The following is a 17377-nucleotide window of genomic DNA, read 5'->3' as shown; positions in this document are numbered from 1 at the left end:
CTAGGGTGGTCGTCCATAGGGTGCGCCCACGAAGGGCGCGGCTGGGATGGTAACAAACCCCGCAGGGCGCCGCTTCCACGCCGCGCCCACGCCCGCAGCCCCTGTAACCGGCCGCGACTACCCGCAGGTGTCAGCAAACAGTCATAATTCCGCCCCAGTGCCGTCCTTCCCGCGACGGCGGGAAGCGCGTTGCATGTTTTCGTTGCAGACCATCTTCGGTTCCGGCAAGCAGTTCTACACCCTGCTCGACGAGGCGGCGCAGGCCGCCTACGACAGCACCAAGGCCCTGCACGCGATGATGCGCGAGTCCGACCGGCAGCCGGCGCTGGACGGCTTCAAGCTGGCGCGCCTGCGCGAGCGTGCGGCCTCCGACAAGATCGGCCAGGCGCTGGTGGACAGCTTCATGACCCCGATCGAGCGCGAGGACATCGAGGCGCTGGGCTCGGCGCTGTACAAGATTCCCAAGCAGGTGGAGAAGTTCGCCGATCGCTACTCGCTGGCGATCCAGCACCTGGAGCACATCGACTTCGCACCGCGTGCGGCGATGCTGGAGCAGGCCGCGGCGGTGGTGGTGGACATGGTCCACGACCTGCGCAACATGAATCTTGACCGGATGAGCGCGCTCAACGACAAGCTGCGCTCGCTGGAGAACGAGGCCGACCGGCTGATGCTGGAGCTGTACCGCGACATCTACTCCGGGCGCCTGGACAACCTGCAGATGTTCCTGCTCAAGGAGTTCTTCGAAATCCTGGAGAAGGCCATCGACCGCTGCCGCGAGGCCGGCGTGGTGGTCTACCAGATCGTACTGAAGAACTCCTGATGGACGCGTTGCGGAGTTGCTGCCTGCGCGGCCGCGGCGCCCTGCGCGCGCCGGCTGTCGCCGTCCCGTGCGCGGAGGCGCGCCGATGCTGACCCTGGTCCTGATCGTGATCCTGGCGGCATTGGTGTTCGAGTTCATCAACGGCTTCCACGACACCGCCAACTCGATCGCCACGGTGGTCGCCACCAAGGTCCTCAGCCCCGGCTGGGCGGTGATGCTGGCCGCGGCGATGAACCTGGTCGGCGCGCTGACCGGCACCGCGGTGGCGATGACCATCGCCTCCGGCCTGCTCAACACCGACGTGGTCGCGGTGACTCCGCAGGTGGTGCTGTGCGCGCTGCTCGGCGGCATCGTCTGGAACCTGATCACCTGGTGGAAGGGCCTGCCTTCCTCGTCCTCGCACGCGCTGATCGGCGGGCTGTGTGGCGCCGGCCTGGCCGCCGCGCACAACAACTGGGGCGCGCTGATCTGGTCGCAGAACGTCGGCGACTGGGCCAAGAACAAGGGCCTGCTGTGGAAGGTGTTCGTGCCGATGGTGACCTCGCCGATCGCCGGCTTCCTGCTCGGCATCGCGGTGATGCTGTTGCTGTGGGCGGCGATCGCCGGCCTGGCGAAGCTGGGCGGCCGACTCGGGCGGCTGGCGCGGCCGCGCTGGGTCAACGCCTTCTTCGGCAAGGCGCAGATCGCCTCGGCCGCATACATGGGCTACGCGCACGGCCACAACGACGCGCAAAAGACCATGGGCATCATCGCCATGACCCTGGTCGGCGCGCAGAGCACCGGCGCCCTGGACGAACTGCCGTCGTGGCTGGGGTTCCTGCATCCGAGCGCCAGTCAGGGGCAGGGCATCGCCACCTGGATCGTGCTGACCTGCGCGGTGGTGATGGCCGCCGGCACCGCCTCCGGCGGCTGGAAGATCATCAAGACCCTGGGCCACAAGATGGTCAAGCTGCACCCGATCCACGGTTTCGCCGCGGAGACCAGCTCGGCCACGATCCTGACCCTGGCCGCGCACTTCGGCATGCCGGTGTCCACCACCCACAGCATCTCCACTGCGATCATGGGCGTGGGCTTCGCCAAGAACCCGCGCTCGCTGCGCTTCGGCGTCATCGAACGCATCGTCTGGGCCTGGATCCTGACCATTCCGGCCGCTGCCGGCGTGGCGTACCTGATTTTCCGGGGATTTGCGCTGTTCGGCTGGACGTGAGGGATTGGGGAGTCGGGATTAGGGATTCGTAGAAGCAGGTCCGGCGCGCGCCGGAAGCCCGCTCTTGCCAATCCCGAATCCCTAATTGCCAATCCCCGCTAGTTGGCCCGATACATCGCCATCACGTCCTGGCGCAGCGCGCGCTGGCTGTCGGCGCGGTTGTAGAACATGTGGCCGCCGGGGTAGTTCTTGACCTGCACGCGGGTCGGGTCGTTGCCCATCACCGGCATCTGGTCCACGGTCAGCACCGAGCCCATGAACGGGCACGACAGGTCGTTCCAGCCGTGCACGATCAGCACCCGCAGTTTCGGGTCGATCGCCACCGACTGGCGCAGTTCGGTCACCGAGCCCTTGCGCAGTTCGTCGTCCCAGTCCCACAGCCGGTTCACGTCGTAGTTCAGCGCCTGGTAGCGGGCGTCGACCTTCCAGCCGACCACGCGGGTCACGAAATCGACCATCGCGGTGGTGGTGGGGGCGATGATGCTGTCCAGCAGCGGGTCGTTGGCGCGCTGCTCGGGGGCGTTGGGGAACGGGTCGAAGGCGGTGACGTTGGAGTCGTAGCGGCTGCCCAGTTCGCCCTTGTCGCGGAACACTTCGCGCAGATAGGCCTGGGTCTCCAGGCGGCCGCCGGCGCGGCGCACGAAGGCAGGATCCAGGCCGGTCATCGCGGTCACCTGCTGGATCATGCGGGTGGTGCCGGCCGGGTCGGAACGCCCGCGCAGCAGCGCGGTGACGTAATCGCCGCGGGTGTAGTCGATCACCTGGCGCATCGCCTCCGGGGTCAGCTTGCCCTCGCGCTCCAGGCGCGCGGCCGCGATCGAGGGCAGGGTCAGCATCCACGGCAGCGGCGAGACGTCGCCATTGTCGTCCAGGGTCGGGTTCAGATACGGCGAGACCAGCACCACGCCGTTCATCGCCACGCCCAGCTTGGTCTGCAGGTAGTGGGTGATGCGCGGGCCGCGGAAGCCGCCGTAGCTTTCGCCGACCAGGTACTTGCGCGATTGCAGGCGCTGGTTCTTCAGCAGCCAGTCGTAGATGGTGCGCGAGAGGTACTCGATGTCGGCCTGCGGATTGTAGAACTGCTTCTTGGCCTGCTCGTCGGGCACGCGCGAGCGGCTGAAGCCGGTCCCGACCGGATCGATGAACACCAGGTCAGTGAAGTCCAGCCAGGTACCGGGGTTGTCGCGCAGTTGCGCCGGCGCCGAGGCGCTGTCGCCCTCGCTGCCGAACGCCACCACCTTCGGCCCGATCGCGCCCAGGTTGAGGTACACCGAGGCCGCGCCGGGGCCGCCGTTGAGCGCAAAGGTGACCGGGCGGTCCTTGCCGTCCATGGTGTAGGCGGTATAGACCACGTCGGCGACGACCTTGCCCTGTTTGTCCTTCACCGGCAGCGTGCCGACCTTGACCGTGTAGCGCAGCGTGCGGCCGTCGAGCTGGGTGGATTGGCTGGTCTGCGCGTCGGCCGGCAGCGGCGCCAGTTCGGTGGCGGCGGGCTTGTCGGCCTTGTCGGCGTTCGCCGCATCGGCATCGGCGGCAAGCGCCGCGGTCATCGGCGTCGCGGCCAGCAGCACGGCCAGCAGCACAGAGGGGAAGGTCGGCACGGGCGGTCGCTCGCAGGGAGGGAGCCGGCATGCTAGGCCGCGGCGCGGCGTGCGCGGATGTGCACAAAGGCATGGTCGGCGGCGGCGCGGACGCGCCATGCCGGTTCATCGGCGCTGGCTACAATCGCCGGTTCGTCCCGTGTCCGGTCCGCTGCGCATGCCTGTCCTTCGTTCACGCCTGCCGCTGTGCCTGTTCCTGGCGGCGTTGCTGGCCGGCTGCGCCAGCGTGCCATCGCCGCCGCCCGTGGCCGATTCGCCAGCGGCGCACGATCCGCATGCCCACGATCGCCAGCGCCTGTGGCGGCTGCTGAGCACGCGCTGCCTGCCGCAGGCGCGCGCCGGCGCCGATCCGGCGCCATGCAGCGAGGTGCATGCCGACCCCGGTCAGCGCTACGCCCTGATGAAGGATCTGCACGGCGCCTACCAGTACCTGCTGATCCCGACCGTGCCGGTCAGCGGGATCGAGGATCCGCGCGCGCGTTCCGCCGCTGCGCCGAACTGGCTGGGCCTGGCCTGGCAGGCGCGGAGCCGGGTCGCCGATGCGCTGGGCCGGCCGCTGCCGCGCGACCTGGCCAGCCTGACGATCAATCCGCCGTCGGCGCGCTCGCAGGACCAGTTGCACATCCACATCGACTGCCTGGCGCCGCAGGTGCGCGATCAGCTGCAGGCAATGCGGGCCTCGATCGGCCCGGCGTGGGCGCCGCTGCCGCGGCCGCTGCACGGCCACGCCTATCGCGCGATGCGCGTGGAGGGCGAGGAACTGGATACGAATCCGCTGACGCTGCTGGCGCGTAGCCTGCCGCCGCAGCAGCGCATGGCGCAGCAGACCCTGGCGGTGGTCGGGGCGGATTTCGATGGCCGCCCCGGCTTTGTGCTGCTCGCGGCCACTGCACGTCCCGGCGACGGGGTCGGTGCGGAGCAGTTGCAGGATCACGACTGCACGGGCGTGGTGCCGGCGGTGCCTGCGCACGGCTGAGCCCGGGGTGGCGGTCGATCGCCGGTTGCCTGACTAACAGGCGTGCTGGTGCGAAAGCCTAGCCTCCGCCGCCGCCTGTCGTAGGAGCGGCTTCAGCCGCGACCCGGCGTTGTCGGGAAAGCCCTGTCGCGGCTGAAGCCGCTCCTACGACGGAGGCGAGCGGTGGCGCCTGCAGCCGCTCAGACCTCCAGCGACGCCAGGTCGCCCTTGGTCTCCAGCCACTGCTTGCGGTCGCCGGCGCGCTTCTTGGCCAGCAGCATGTCCATCAGCGAGCTGGTCTGGTCGCCGTCGTCCACGGTCAGTTGCACCAGGCGCCGGGTGTCCGGGTGGATGGTGGATTCGCGCAGCTGCTGCGGATTCATCTCGCCCAGGCCCTTGAAGCGGGTCACGCTGACCTGGCCCTTGATCTTCTCGCGCTGGATCTTGTCCAGCAGCGAGCGCTTCTCTTCCTCGTCCAGCGCATAGAACACCTGCTTGCCCACGTCCACGCGGAACAGTGGCGGCATCGCCACGAACACGTGGCCGGCGCGCACCAGGGCGGGGAAGTGGCGCAGGAACAGCGCGGTCAGCAGGGTCGCGATGTGCAGGCCGTCGGAGTCGGCGTCGGCCAGGATCACCACCTTGCCGTAGCGCAGGCCGTCGATCTCCTCCTTGCCTGGGTCGCAGCCGATCGCGATCGCCAGGTTGTGCACTTCCTCCGAGGCCAGCACGCTGCCGGAGGCCACTTCCCAGGTATTGAGGATCTTGCCGCGCAGCGGCAGGATCGCCTGGAAATCCTTGTCGCGGGCCTGCTTGGCGCTGCCGCCTGCCGAGTCGCCCTCGACCAGGAACAGTTCGGTACGCGACAGGTCCTGGCTGATGCAGTCGGCCAGCTTGCCCGGCAGCGCCGGACCCTGGGTGACCTTCTTGCGCACGATCTGCTTCTCGGTCTTCAGCCGCGCGCTGGCGCGATCGATGGCGATCTGCGCGATGCGCGTACCGGTCTCCACGTTCTGGTTCAGCCACAGGCTGAAGGCATCGTGCGCGGCGCCTTCGATGAAGCCGGCGGCCTGGCGGGAGGACAGGCGTTCCTTGGTCTGGCCGCTGAACTGCGGGTCGGTCATCTTCAGCGACAGCACGAACGCGACGCGGTCCCACACGTCTTCCGGCGCCAGCTTCACGCCGCGCGGCAGCAGATTGCGGAAATCGCAGAACTCGCGCAGCGCGTCGGTGAGGCCGCTGCGCAGGCCGTTGACGTGGGTGCCGTGCTGCGCGGTGGGGATCAGGTTGACGTAGCTTTCCTGCACCAGCTCGCCTTCCACCACCCAGGCCACCGCCCAGTCGACGATCTCGCGGTCCTTCTTCAGGCTGCCGACGAACAGCTCGGCCGGCAGCAGTTCGCGCTCGGCGAGTTCGCCGCGCAGGTAGTCGCGCAGGCCGTCCTCGAAGTACCAGGTGTCCTGCTCGCCGGTGGCTTCGTCGTGCAGCTTGACCGTCAGCCCGGGGCATAGCACCGCCTTGGCGCGCAGCAGGTGGCGCAGCGCGCGCACCGCGAACTTCGGCGTGTCGAAATACTTCGGGTCCGGCCAGAAGCGCAGCCGGGTGCCGGTGTTCTTCTTGCCGACGCTGCCGACGATCTCCAGCTTGGAGGCGGGGTGGCCATCGGCGAAGGCCATGCGGTACTCGTTGCCTTCGCGCTTGATGAACAGTTCCACCCGATTGGACAGCGCATTGACCACGCTGACGCCGACGCCGTGCAGACCGCCGCTGAAGGTGTAGTTGCGGTCGCTGAACTTGCCGCCGGCGTGCAGCCGGGTCAGGATCAGTTCGACGCCGGAGATCTTCTCTTCCGGATGGATGTCCACCGGCATGCCGCGGCCGTCGTCGGACACCTCGCAACTGCCGTCCTTGTACAGCGTCACCTCGATGTGCCGGGCGTGGCCGGCCAGCGCCTCGTCCACGGCGTTGTCGATGACTTCCTGCGCCAGATGGTTTGGCCGTGCGGTGTCGGTGTACATGCCGGGCCGGCGCTTGACCGGGTCCAGGCCAGAGAGAACTTCGATGTCGGCGGCGTTGTAGCGGGTATTCATGCGTCTCAGCAGGTGGCGCGAAGCAGATCCGGAAGTGTGCGGTCTGCGGCCGTTTTTTGCACGTCGCCGGTGTTCAGGGCAGGTGCGGCGGCGCCGCGCTACGCTGACCCTGGAAAAACCGCGACGTCGCCCACATCTTCGTCGCACGTCCCAAAGGAGTCCGCCATGAACGTTCGCAAGCTGTTGACCCTGGCCGCCCTGGTCGCCGCCGCGGTGGCCGTGCCGGTCGTGATGGCCCAGGCGCAGAGCGCCGATCCGGCCGCCTCCGGTGCCGCCGCCTACGAGGCGCAGGTCGCCAAGGAAAAGGCCGAGGCCGACGCCAAGGCCAAGCGCCGCGCCGCCGCGGCCGCCGAGCACAAGGCCGGCAAGGATGCGGCCGCGCCGAAGAAGGAAGAGGAAGAGGAAGCGCGCAAGCCCTGAGCCTGCGCACGGTTTCCTGCACACGACGCCCCGGTCGCCCGGGGCGTCGCTTTTTGTGGGGCGGCTGTTGCGCGAAAGCGCTTGGGCAAATCCGCTTCACCCGTTAAACTATGGCTTTCCGGGAGGCCTTTGAGCCATGACCCCCCTGATCTTCGTTACCGGCGGCGTAGTGTCCTCGCTTGGCAAGGGCATCGCGGCCGCTTCGCTTGCGTCCATTCTCGAAGCACGTGGCCTGTCGGTCACGATGATGAAGCTGGACCCCTACATCAACGTCGACCCGGGCACGATGAGCCCGTTCCAGCACGGCGAGGTGTACGTCACCGACGACGGCGCCGAAACCGATCTGGACCTGGGGCATTACGAGCGCTTCGTGCGCACGCGGTTGTCGCGCAAGAATTCGGTCACCACCGGGCGCATCTACGAGAACGTGATCCGCAAGGAGCGCCGCGGCGACTACCTCGGCGCCACCGTGCAGGTGATTCCGCACATCACCGACGAGATCCGTCGCTGCGTGGATGAAGCCACCGCCGGCTACGACGTGGCCCTGGTCGAGATCGGCGGCACCGTCGGCGATATCGAGTCGCTGCCGTTCCTGGAGGCGATCCGTCAGGTGCGTACCGAGCGCGGCGCCGAGAAGGCCATGTTCATGCACCTGACCCTGGTGCCGTACATCGCCGCGGCCGGCGAGTTGAAGACCAAGCCGACCCAGCATTCGGTCAAGGAACTGCGCTCGATCGGCATCCAGCCGGACGTGCTGCTGTGCCGCTCGGAGCAGGCGATCCCGGATTCGGAGCGGCGCAAGATCGCGTTGTTCACCAACGTCTCCGAGCGCGCGGTGATCAGCGCCGCCGACATCGACGTGCTCTACGGCATGCCGCTGGAACTGCACCGGCAGGGCCTGGACGAGATCGTCATCGAGCAGTTCAAGCTGCGCGACAAGGTCGGCGCGGCCAACCTGTCGGAGTGGGAAGCGGTGGTCGACGCGATCAAGCATCCGCTCGACGAGGTCACCATCGCCGTGGTCGGCAAGTACGTGGACCATCAGGATGCCTACAAGTCGGTTGGCGAGGCGCTCAAGCACGGCGGCCTGCGCCAGCGCACCAAGGTCAACCTGAAGTGGCTGGAAGCGCAGGACCTGGAAGGCAGCGACATGGCGGCGCTGGCCGACGTGGACGGCATTCTGGTGCCGGGCGGCTTCGGCGACCGCGGCTTCGAAGGCAAGGTGCTGACCTCGCGCTACGCGCGCCAGCACGGCGTGCCGTACTTCGGCATTTGCTACGGCATGCAGGCCGCGGTGGTCGACTACGCGCGGCATGTGGCCGGTCTGGATGCGGCCAACAGCACCGAGAACGACCGGCAGTCGCCTTACCCGGTGATCGGCCTGATCACCGAATGGCGTACTGCCAGCGGCGATGTCGAGAAACGCGACGAGAAGTCCGACCTCGGTGGCACCATGCGCCTGGGCCTGCAGGAGCAGCGGCTCAAGCCGGGCACCTTGGCGCGCGAGTTGTATGGCAAGGACGTGGTGGCCGAGCGCCATCGCCACCGCTACGAGTTCAACAACCGCTACCGCACCCAGCTGGAGGACGCCGGCCTGGTGATCGCCGCCAAGTCGATGGACGACACCCTGGTGGAGATGGTGGAGCTGCCGCGCGAGACGCACCCGTGGTTCCTGGCCTGCCAGGCGCACCCGGAGTTCCTTTCCACGCCGCGCGATGGCCACCCGCTGTTCATCGGCTTCGTGCGGGCTGCGCGCGAGCGCAAGGCTGGCGGCAAGCTGTTGAAGGAAGCGCGCGCGTAACTTCCTTCTCCCTTCGGGAGAAGGTGGCGCGCAGCGCCGGATGAGGGTGCGGGCGAAGCCTTGTGCAGTTTGAGTTCCCTAGGCTTCGCCCGCACCCTCACCCCAACCCCTCTCCCGGCGGGAGAGGGGCTTGATTCCAGGGGCTTCGTCCGGACTCTCACCCCGACCCCCGCCGATGGCAGAGGGGAGTAATCTCGCCCCAATCTCGCGCCCGACTGGGCGTCGCTCAACCGATAGGTGATCCAATGAAACTGTGTGGCTTCGACGTTGGCCTGGACCAGCCGTTGTTCCTGATCGCCGGCCCGTGCGTGATCGAGTCGATGCAGCTGCAGCTCGACGTCGCCGGCAGGCTCAAGGAGATCACCGGCCGGCTGGGCATCAACTTCATCTTCAAGTCCAGCTTCGACAAGGCCAACCGCACCTCCGGCACCAGCTTCCGCGGCCCGGGCCTGGAAGAAGGGCTGAAGGTGCTGGAGGCGGTGAAGACGCAGATCGGCGTGCCGGTGCTGACCGACGTGCACGAGTACACGCCGATGCACGAGGTGGCGGCGGTGGTGGACGTGCTGCAGACTCCGGCGTTTCTGGTGCGACAGACCGATTTCATCAAGAACGTGTGCGCCGCCGGCAAGCCGGTCAACATCAAGAAGGGCCAGTTCCTGTCGCCTTGGGACATGAAGCCGGTGGTGGACAAGGCCAAATCCACCGGCAACGAGCAGATCATGGTCTGCGAGCGCGGCGCCAGCTTCGGCTACAACAACCTGGTCAGCGACATGCGCTCGCTGAGCGTGATGCGCGAGACCGGCTGCCCGGTGGTGTTCGACGCGACCCATTCGGTGCAGTTGCCGGGCGGGCAGGGCGGCAGTTCCGGTGGCCAGCGCGAGTTCGTGCCGGTGCTGGCGCGCGCGGCGGTGGCCGTGGGCGTGGCCGGTCTGTTCGCCGAGACCCACCCGGATCCGTCCAAGGCGCTGTCCGATGGCCCCAACGCATGGCCGCTGGACCAGATGGAAGCGCTGCTGGAAACGCTGATGGAATTGGACGCGGTCACCAAGAAGCACGGGTTCTCGCGCTTCGCGTGAGACCCCGGTTGTGCAGCCGCGGCATCCGTGCGACGCCTGGCGGGAAATGTCCTGCCGGACGCGTTCTGGCGCAGTGGGATGCAGGTGAGCCCGCGCGGCCAGATCCGCTCCCGCTCCTGGGGGCTGTGTGCGCTGTTGCTGTCGCTGCTGGCCTGGGCGGCATTGGGCGTGGTGCTGTTCGCGTTCAGGCGCGCGATCGGTGCGCCCGGCGACGGCGATTACGGCATCCTGGCCATGCAGCCCTGGATCGTCGGCGGCCTGCTGGTGCTGGCGGTCGCCGCGCTCGGCACCCTGATCGCCGCCGCACTGGGCTGGGCGCTGCGGCGCGGCCGCGTCCTGGCCGGCATCGCCGCCGGCCTGCTGCTGGCGATGCTGGTCCTGATCCTGCTGTTCCTCGGCGGGATCCCGCTGGGCGCGGTGCGCCTCGGCTGAGGCGGCATTTGGCAAGCAACGGGCGGCCGGGGATAATCAGTCGGCATTCGTTTCCCCCCTCTTCCTACAGGTAACCGGCCCGCCCATGAGTACGATCCGCAGCATCCACGCCCGTGAAATCCTCGACAGCCGCGGCAATCCCACGCTGGAAGCCGATGTCATCCTGGAGGACGGTTCGTTCGGTCGTGCCGCGGTGCCCTCGGGCGCGTCCACCGGCACCAAGGAAGCGGTCGAGCTGCGCGACGGCGACAAGACCCGTTACCTGGGCAAGGGCGTGCGCAAGGCGGTGGAGAACGTCAACACCACCATCGCCGGCGCGCTGAAAGGCTTCGACGCCGCCGACCAGCAGGGCCTGGACCGCCGCCTGATCGACCTGGACGGCACCGAGAACAAGGGCCGCCTCGGCGCCAACGCGCTGCTCGGCGTCTCGCTGGCCAATGCACACGCGCTCGCCGCCTCGCGCAAGCAGCCGCTGTGGCAGTCGCTGGCCGCGGGCAACACCGCCAACCTGGCGCTGCCGGTGCCGATGATGAACATCATCAACGGCGGTGCGCATGCCGACAACAACGTCGATTTCCAGGAATTCATGGTGCTGCCGGTCGGCGCCGCCTCGTTCTCCGAGGCGCTGCGCGCCGGCACCGAGATCTTCCACGCGCTGAAGTCGGTGCTGAAGGGCCACGGCCTGTCCACTGCGGTCGGCGACGAAGGCGGCTTCGCCCCGGACTTCCGCAGCAACGTCGAAGCGCTGGATACCATCCTGGAAGCGATCGGCAAGGCCGGCTACACCGCCGGTGAGGACGTGCTGCTGGGTCTGGACGTGGCCTCCAGCGAGTTCTACGACAACGGCAAGTACCACCTGGTGGGCGAGGGCAAGCGCCTGACCAGCGAGCAGTTCGTCGACTTCCTCGCCGACTGGGCCGCGCAGTACCCGATCGTCAGCATCGAGGACGGCCTGGCCGAGGACGACTGGGCCGGCTGGAAGCTGCTCACCGACCGGATCGGCAGCAAGGTGCAACTGGTCGGCGACGACCTGTTCGTGACCAACCCGAAGATCTTCAAGCAGGGCATCGAGTCCGGCACCGCCAACGCGATCCTGATCAAGGTCAACCAGATCGGCACCCTGACCGAGACCCTGGAAGCCATCGCCATGGCCGACAAGGCCGGCTACGCGGCCATCGTCTCGCATCGTTCCGGCGAGACCGAGGACACCACCATCGCCGACATCGCCGTGGCCACCACCGCCACCCAGATCAAGACCGGCTCGCTGTGCCGCAGCGATCGCGTGGCCAAGTACAATCAGCTGCTGCGCATCGAGGAAGCGCTCGGCAGCGCCGCGCGCTACGCGGGGCGTGACGCTTTCGTCTCGCTCAAGCGATAAGCCGTGCGCAACTGGCGCTGGCTGCTGCTGGTGCTGGCGGGACTGCTGGCGTGGCTGCAGTACCGCTTCTGGCTCGGTCCGGGGAATTCCGGCGAAGTGCTGGTGCTCGAAAGTCAGGTCGAGCACCAGAAGCGCGACAACGAAGGACTGCAGCAACGCAACGCCGCGCTCGCCGCCGAGGTCAAGGATCTCAAGGACGGCGAGGCGGCGATCGAGGAGCGCGCGCGTAGCGAACTGGGCATGATCAAACCGGGCGAAAAGTTCTACCGCGTGGTCGAAAACGCGCCGGTGCCTCCGGCCTCGGCCGGCACCGTGCCGGGCGAGCAGGCGACGCCCCCCGCGCCGAGCGAGCAACCCTGATGGCCACGGTCTGGGCCGTGGTCCCAGCGGCTGGCCGCGGCACCCGTTTCGGCAGCCCCACGCCCAAGCAGTACCTGCAGGCGGGCGGGCGCACGTTGTTGGCGCATGCATTGGAAGCGCTGCTGGCGCATCCGGCGGTGGCCGGGGCGATGGTCGCGCTGAGCGTGGACGATGCGCAGTGGCCGGGCTGGACCGAACTGGCCGGCAAGCCGGTGCTGACCTGCCTGGGCGCCGGCAGCCGTGCCGGCTCGGTGCTGGCTGCGCTGCACGCCTTGCCGGAGTCGGTGAAGGCGGACGATTTCGTGCTGGTGCACGATGCGGCGCGGCCGAATCTGGCGCTGTCCGACCTGGACCGGCTGCTGGAGGCGGGGCGCGGCGATCCGGTCGGTGCGATCCTGGCCGCGCCGGTACGCGACACGCTCAAGCGCGCCGGCGACGACGGCGGCATCGACCGCACCGAACCACGCGAGCGCCTGTGGCGCGCGCTGACCCCGCAACTGTTCCGGCGCATGCAGCTGAGTCGCGCGTTGGAGCAGGCTGCCGCGGCCGGCGTCGAGGTCACCGACGACGCGATGGCGATGGAGTTGCTGGGACTGCGCCCGCTGCTGGTCGAGGGCGCCGAGGACAATTTCAAGGTCACCACGCCGGCCGACCTGGCGCGGTTCGAGTTCGAACTGTTCCAGCGGCAGAGCGGCTGATGCGGTTCGAAGATGCGGTGGGACAGGCCTGGCTGCAGCAGGCCGCGGACGTTGCGATCGCGATCGATGGCGACGACATCCAGCACGAGGCCCAGGCCAACCTGTGGGCGTTCTCGCCACGCGACGCTCGATCCGCGGGGATCGACGTGGCGAGCGTGGCGCGGTTCGTGGAGGCGGTCGCCGAGCATCGCCAGGCTACGCTGCGCATGCAGGCGGCGCCGGCGATGACCTTCTACTGCTGGCACGACGGGCAGGCGCGGCAGCTGCGCTTCAGCCTGGTGTCGTCGGCGCACGGCCGCCTGCCGTTCCGTGTGCCGATCCGGCAGATGCCGTTGCCTGCGATCGCCGAGCGCATCGTCCAGGCCGACTGGCTCAACCCGCAGTGGGGCGCAACGGACGCGGAAGACGACGCGCTGCCGGCGTCCGAGGCCCTGCCGGTTTACCTGCGCACGCTGCACCCTGGCGTCTGACCGCCAGACGGCGTCGGCGCTCCACGAACAGGATTCCCATGTCACACGATTCCCTTTCTGCTCCTCCCTTCCGCATCGGCCAGGGCTACGACGTCCATGCCTTCGGCGAGGGCGACCACATCATGCTCGGCGGCGTCCGCGTGGCGCATGAGCGCGGCGTGCTCGCCCACAGCGATGGCGACGTGGTGATCCACGCCCTCTGCGATGCCTTGCTCGGCGCGCTGGCGTTGGGCGACATCGGCCAGCATTTCCCGCCGTCCGATCCGCGCTGGAAGGGCGCCGACAGCGCGCAGTTCCTCGATCACTGCGTGAGCCTGCTGCATGCGCGCGGCTGGCGCCTGGGCAATGCCGACGTCACCGTGATCTGCGAACGGCCCAAGGTCGGCCCGCACGCGCAGGCGATGCGCGAACGCCTGGCGGCGCTGCTGCAGGTCGAACTGGACTGCGTCAGCGTCAAGGCAACGACCAGCGAGAGGCTCGGCTTCACCGGCCGCGGCGAAGGCATCGCGGCGCAGGCCGTGGCCCTGTTGGTGGCACTGTGAGCGAGTTGCCGCGCGCGTACGGCGCCGCGCCGTTGCAGGCGCGCATGCGTAGCAGCGCGGAGGATTTCCAGGTCGACGAGCTGCCCGCGTTCGCGCCCAGCGGCGAGGGCGAGCACCTGTTGCTGACGGTGCGCAAGCGCGGCATGAACACCGCCTTCGCCGCGCGCCGCCTGGCGCAGTGGGCCGGAGTCGCGGAACTGGCGATCGGCTATGCAGGCATGAAGGACCGCCATGCGGTCACTACCCAGCGCTTCTCGGTGCATCTGCCCAAGCGCGTGGCGCCAGCACTGGAGAGCCTGCAGGACGCGGATCTGCAGGTGCTGGAGTCGCACTGGCACAACCGCAAGCTGCCGCGTGGCGCACTGGCCGGCAACGGCTTCGTGCTGGTGCTGCGCGAGGTGCGCGGCGAGCGCGAGGCGATCGATGCGCGACTGGCGCAGATCGCCGCACGCGGGATTCCAAACTGGTTCGGTGAGCAGCGCTTCGGCCGCGACGGCGGCAACGTCGGCGCCGCGCTGGCGATGTTCGGTGGCCGCCGGGTGCGCCGCGAGCAACGCTCGCTGCTGTTGTCCGCGGCCCGTTCGGAGCTGTTCAACCGGGTGCTGGCCGCGCGCGTGGCTGCCGGCAACTGGGACAGCGCGCTGGACGGCGAAGTGTGGATGCTCGATGGCAGCCGCAGCGTGTTCGGTCCGGAGCCGTGGTCGGAGGCGCTGGCCGAACGTCTGCAGCGCTTCGACATCCATCCGTCCGCGCCGCTGTGGGGCGCCGGCGAACTGCGCAGCGCCGAGGCGGCGCGTGCACTGGAACTGGCAGCGCTGGACGAGGCGGTCGCGCTGCGCCTGCGTGACGGTCTGGAGCGCGAAGGGCTGAAACAGGAGCGGCGGGCGACGCGCCTGCGTGTGGCGGACCTGCAGTGGCGCTGGCTCGACGGGCAGGGCGACGCGCTGGAGCTGCGCTTCGCGTTGCCGCCGGGCAGCTACGCCACGGCGCTGCTGCACGAACTCGGCCAGGTCGAGGAGGCGCCGCAGGCGTCCACCGAGGCCTGAGCGCGGCACGCAAGTCCTGCGATGCGCGCTAGAACCGGTAGGCGCCGCTCAGGAGCAGGCTGCGGCCATCCGCTAGCGGCACGAAGGTCTCGTCGAACTCGTCGGCATACAGTCGCCGGTCGAAGACGTTGCGCATGCCCACGGTCACGCCCCAGGTCTCGGTGTGGTAGGACACGTTCGCGTCCACGCTGGCCTGCCCTGGGATCTTGAAGTAGCCGCCGGCCAGGCGTCGGCCGAGGGTGTGATCGCGCGCCAGGATGCCGCCGGCCACGCCCCAGCCGCTCCAGCGGCTGTCCTGGAACTGATAACTGCTCCATAGGGTGAAGCGCGTGCGCGGAACGCCGGTGGTGGGCGTGCCGTCGCGCCGGCCGATGCGGGCTAGCGCCAGGCTGCTGCTCAATTCCAGGCCGGGGGCGAGCGCGCCGACGAAATCCAGGTCGAGCCCGTGGTTGCTTTGGCTGTCGATCGGCTTGGCGAAATACGACGGATGCGCAAGCACCAGATCGAAGCTGCGGTCGACGGTGATCTGGTAATACGCGACGTTGAGCCGGGCGCGGTGGTCGAACAGATCGACCTTCGCCCCCACCTCCACCTGTCGCGACAACGCGGGCGGCAGCGGCCGGCCGTTCCTGCCGAGCACCGCGCTCGGCGCGAAGCCGTTCATGGTGCTGGCGTACAGCGACGCCTCCGGGCTCAGCTTGTAGACCACGCCGACGTTGGGCACCCAGCGGCGCCGGCGCAACTGGCGCAGCTTGCCCTTGGCGTCGTAGTTGGAAATCTCGTACGCGGAGCGGCGCAGTGCCAGCAACACGTCCCAGCGTTCGCCCGCGCTGATCTGGTCCTGCAGCAGCAGGCCGCTGCGGCTCGACCAGGGGCTGCCGGGGTAATGCAGGATCCCGCGTTGCGAATGCGGCCAGTGCACCGGCCCTAGCCGCTCGTTGCCGAAGACGTCGTAGCGGTTGCGGTGCATCCGGATGAAGTAATCGCTGCTGCCCAGGCGTGCGCGCGTGTAGTCCACGCCCAGGGTCACGGTCTGCCGCAGCGGCCCGTCGCCGAAGCTACCGACCAGGTCGTTCTGCACGGTGTAATACGCCGTTTCGTTGCGATAGACCTCGGCATAGGCACGGACCAGGCCGGTCGGCGAAGGCGACAACATGCCCCAGTTGCGCGCGTCGACCGCCTGGTGCACGTACTGCCCGCGGCTGCGCAGTTGCCAGCGGTCGCTGAGCCGCTGGTCGAACAGGTAGTAGGCGCGCTGGGTGCGGTAGGCGGTGTGGTCCTGCGGATTGCCCAGGCGCAAGGTCCGGGGCGTCATCGCCGAGACGCGGTTGCGCAGCAGCAGTGCGTGGTCGGCGGCCGGCTCGCGGTCGGTCACGCGCTGCATGCCGAGCACCAGACGGTTGCTGTCGCCCTGCCAGGCGATCGACGGCGCCAGGTAGGCGGCGTTGCGCGGACCGTAGCCCTGCGCCGTGGCATCGGCGTGCTGGCCGGAGACGACGAGCCGGTAGCTCAGCGGCGTGGCGCCGATCGGCCCGGTCGCATCGAGTCCGGCCTGCACGTCGCCGCGGTCGCCGAGGACATAGCTCAGTTCGCGCTGCGGCCTGCGCAGCGGCTGCTTGGTGACGACGTTGATCAGTCCGCTCATGTCGCCGCCGTTGCTGTCGCCGAGGATCGATTCCGGGCCCTTGAGCACTTCGACCCGCTCCACGCCGATCATCGGAGGATAGCCGCCGATCCCGACGAAGCTGTTCGGCATCCCGTCGGTCATGCCGTTGCCGGTGTAGATGCCGCGGATCTTGAACAGCGGCGCGCGCAACGGGTTTTCGATCTGCTGCACGCTGGCCACGTTGCGCAGGGCGTCGGCGACGGTGCGCACCTGTTGCGAGGCCAACAGATGCGGGGCGACCACGTTCACCGACTGCGGCACCGCGATGGAGTCGGCGGCATAGCGCAGCGCGTCGCTGGCGTACGCGGGCACGTCGCCCATGGCGCGCTCGCTCAGCGCCGCGGCATCGACCTGTTCCAGCAGCTTGGGCGGCGTGCCGGCGCGATGCGCATCGGCGGTATCGGCAGGGTCGGCCGGCGCCGGCGCGGCGGGCGTGATGGCCACGGTGTTCGCATCGAGCACGCGGTAGGCGAGGCCGCTCGACTGCAGCAGGTGCTGCAGCGCCGCGTCCGGGGTGAAGACGCCTTGCAGCCCGTCGCTGCGCAGCCCGGCCAGGGTCGGGCTGGCGGTGAGCACCTGCACGTTGGCCTGCTTGCCGTACGCGATCAGCGCCGTGGACAGCGCCTGCGGCGGGATCGAGAAGGCGATCTGCCGTGCCTCGGACGCCGGGGCGGCGAGGGCACGGTTCCAGGGTACGAGCTGCAGTGCCAGGCTGCCGCAGATGATCAGTCGCCTCAGCCCACGCACTGCCCGTCGCCCCCCAGCGGAAGCGCGGATTATGCCACGCGTGGCATCGCCGACGCGGTGCCGGACCG

Annotated in this window: 16 protein-coding genes; 13 read left to right on the top strand and 3 right to left on the bottom strand. The window is 68.9% G+C overall.

Annotation, left to right across the window (positions count from 1 at the left end; translation table 11 throughout):
- The first annotated feature begins 193 nt into the window (after nucleotides 1–193).
- Together QN245_RS12135 and QN245_RS12130 are read left to right on the top strand one after the other, a co-directional pair.
- Nucleotides 194–820 (top strand): DUF47 domain-containing protein, encoded by a 627-nt coding sequence (locus tag QN245_RS12135; RefSeq protein ID WP_160964949.1) that lies wholly within the window; start codon nucleotides 194–196, stop codon nucleotides 818–820.
- Nucleotides 821–905: 85 nt separating this feature from the next.
- Nucleotides 906–2027 (top strand): inorganic phosphate transporter, encoded by a 1122-nt coding sequence (locus tag QN245_RS12130; RefSeq protein WP_160964947.1) that lies wholly within the window; start codon nucleotides 906–908, stop codon nucleotides 2025–2027.
- Nucleotides 2028–2125: 98 nt separating this feature from the next.
- Here the strand turns inward: QN245_RS12130 and QN245_RS12125 are convergent, their stop codons facing one another.
- Nucleotides 2126–3577 (bottom strand): S10 family peptidase, encoded by a 1452-nt coding sequence (locus QN245_RS12125; RefSeq protein ID WP_425612956.1) that lies wholly within the window; start codon nucleotides 3575–3577, stop codon nucleotides 2126–2128.
- 208 nt (nucleotides 3578–3785) lie between these two features.
- On the opposite strand from QN245_RS12125, the gene QN245_RS12120 reads away from it, so the two are divergent.
- On the top strand, nucleotides 3786–4604 hold the full coding sequence (locus tag QN245_RS12120; protein WP_317843289.1) for a CDP-diacylglycerol diphosphatase: 819 nt from the start codon (nucleotides 3786–3788) through the stop codon (nucleotides 4602–4604).
- Between the two features lie 179 nt (nucleotides 4605–4783).
- Here QN245_RS12120 and parE read toward each other — a convergent pair whose 3' ends face one another.
- Nucleotides 4784–6673: a DNA topoisomerase IV subunit B gene (parE, locus tag QN245_RS12115; RefSeq protein ID WP_160964943.1), complete on the bottom strand. Its 1890-nt coding sequence runs from the start codon at nucleotides 6671–6673 to the stop codon at nucleotides 4784–4786.
- Nucleotides 6674–6838: 165 nt separating this feature from the next.
- On the opposite strand from parE, the gene QN245_RS12110 reads away from it, so the two are divergent.
- From QN245_RS12110 to truD, 10 genes are all read left to right on the top strand, one after another.
- Nucleotides 6839–7093, top strand: a complete 255-nt coding sequence (locus QN245_RS12110) for a hypothetical protein (protein WP_317843288.1) — start codon at nucleotides 6839–6841, stop codon at nucleotides 7091–7093.
- A gap of 136 nt (nucleotides 7094–7229) precedes the next feature.
- A complete protein-coding gene (gene pyrG / locus QN245_RS12105) occupies nucleotides 7230–8894 on the top strand; it encodes a CTP synthase (RefSeq protein ID WP_019799956.1) in 1665 nt (554 codons plus the stop codon).
- Nucleotides 8895–9139: 245 nt separating this feature from the next.
- Nucleotides 9140–9970: a 3-deoxy-8-phosphooctulonate synthase gene (gene kdsA / locus QN245_RS12100; RefSeq protein WP_184643229.1), complete on the top strand. Its 831-nt coding sequence runs from the start codon at nucleotides 9140–9142 to the stop codon at nucleotides 9968–9970.
- A 78-nt stretch (nucleotides 9971–10048) separates the two neighbouring features.
- Nucleotides 10049–10402 carry a hypothetical protein gene (locus tag QN245_RS12095; protein WP_317843287.1) on the top strand — a complete coding sequence of 118 codons (354 nt, stop codon included), beginning with the start codon at nucleotides 10049–10051 and terminating at the stop codon, nucleotides 10400–10402.
- A gap of 85 nt (nucleotides 10403–10487) precedes the next feature.
- Entirely contained in the window at nucleotides 10488–11780 is a 1293-nt protein-coding gene (eno, locus tag QN245_RS12090) for a phosphopyruvate hydratase (protein ID WP_160964939.1), read from the top strand.
- A 3-nt stretch (nucleotides 11781–11783) separates the two neighbouring features.
- Nucleotides 11784–12140, top strand: coding sequence for a cell division protein FtsB (gene ftsB / locus QN245_RS12085; protein ID WP_160964937.1), 357 nt, complete (start codon nucleotides 11784–11786; stop codon nucleotides 12138–12140).
- Nucleotides 12140–12838, top strand: a complete 699-nt coding sequence (ispD, locus tag QN245_RS12080; protein WP_425612865.1) for a 2-C-methyl-D-erythritol 4-phosphate cytidylyltransferase — start codon at nucleotides 12140–12142, stop codon at nucleotides 12836–12838. Before ftsB ends, ispD begins: the two co-directional genes overlap by 1 nt.
- The gene (locus QN245_RS12075; RefSeq protein ID WP_317843286.1) at nucleotides 12838–13308 is read left to right on the top strand and encodes a hypothetical protein; all 471 of its coding nucleotides are present in this window, start codon (nucleotides 12838–12840) and stop codon (nucleotides 13306–13308) included. The genes ispD and QN245_RS12075 overlap by 1 nt, the downstream gene beginning before the upstream one ends.
- 38 nt (nucleotides 13309–13346) lie before the next feature.
- Nucleotides 13347–13850 carry a 2-C-methyl-D-erythritol 2,4-cyclodiphosphate synthase gene (ispF, locus tag QN245_RS12070; RefSeq protein WP_184448521.1) on the top strand — a complete coding sequence of 168 codons (504 nt, stop codon included), beginning with the start codon at nucleotides 13347–13349 and terminating at the stop codon, nucleotides 13848–13850.
- 44 nt (nucleotides 13851–13894) lie between these two features.
- Nucleotides 13895–14896, top strand: coding sequence for a tRNA pseudouridine(13) synthase TruD (gene truD, locus QN245_RS12065; protein ID WP_317843285.1), 1002 nt, complete (start codon nucleotides 13895–13897; stop codon nucleotides 14894–14896).
- Between the two features lie 28 nt (nucleotides 14897–14924).
- On the opposite strand, the gene QN245_RS12060 is transcribed toward truD, so the two are convergent.
- On the bottom strand, nucleotides 14925–17309 hold the full coding sequence (locus QN245_RS12060) for a TonB-dependent siderophore receptor (protein WP_317843284.1): 2385 nt from the start codon (nucleotides 17307–17309) through the stop codon (nucleotides 14925–14927).
- Nucleotides 17310–17377: the final 68 nt, after the last annotated feature.

The sequence above is a fragment of the Xanthomonas rydalmerensis genome, from assembly GCF_033170385.1.
Classification (GTDB): domain Bacteria; phylum Pseudomonadota; class Gammaproteobacteria; order Xanthomonadales; family Xanthomonadaceae; genus Xanthomonas_A; species Xanthomonas_A rydalmerensis.
Note: the sequence above shows the minus strand (reverse complement) of the source record. Positions and strands in the feature narration are given on the sequence as shown.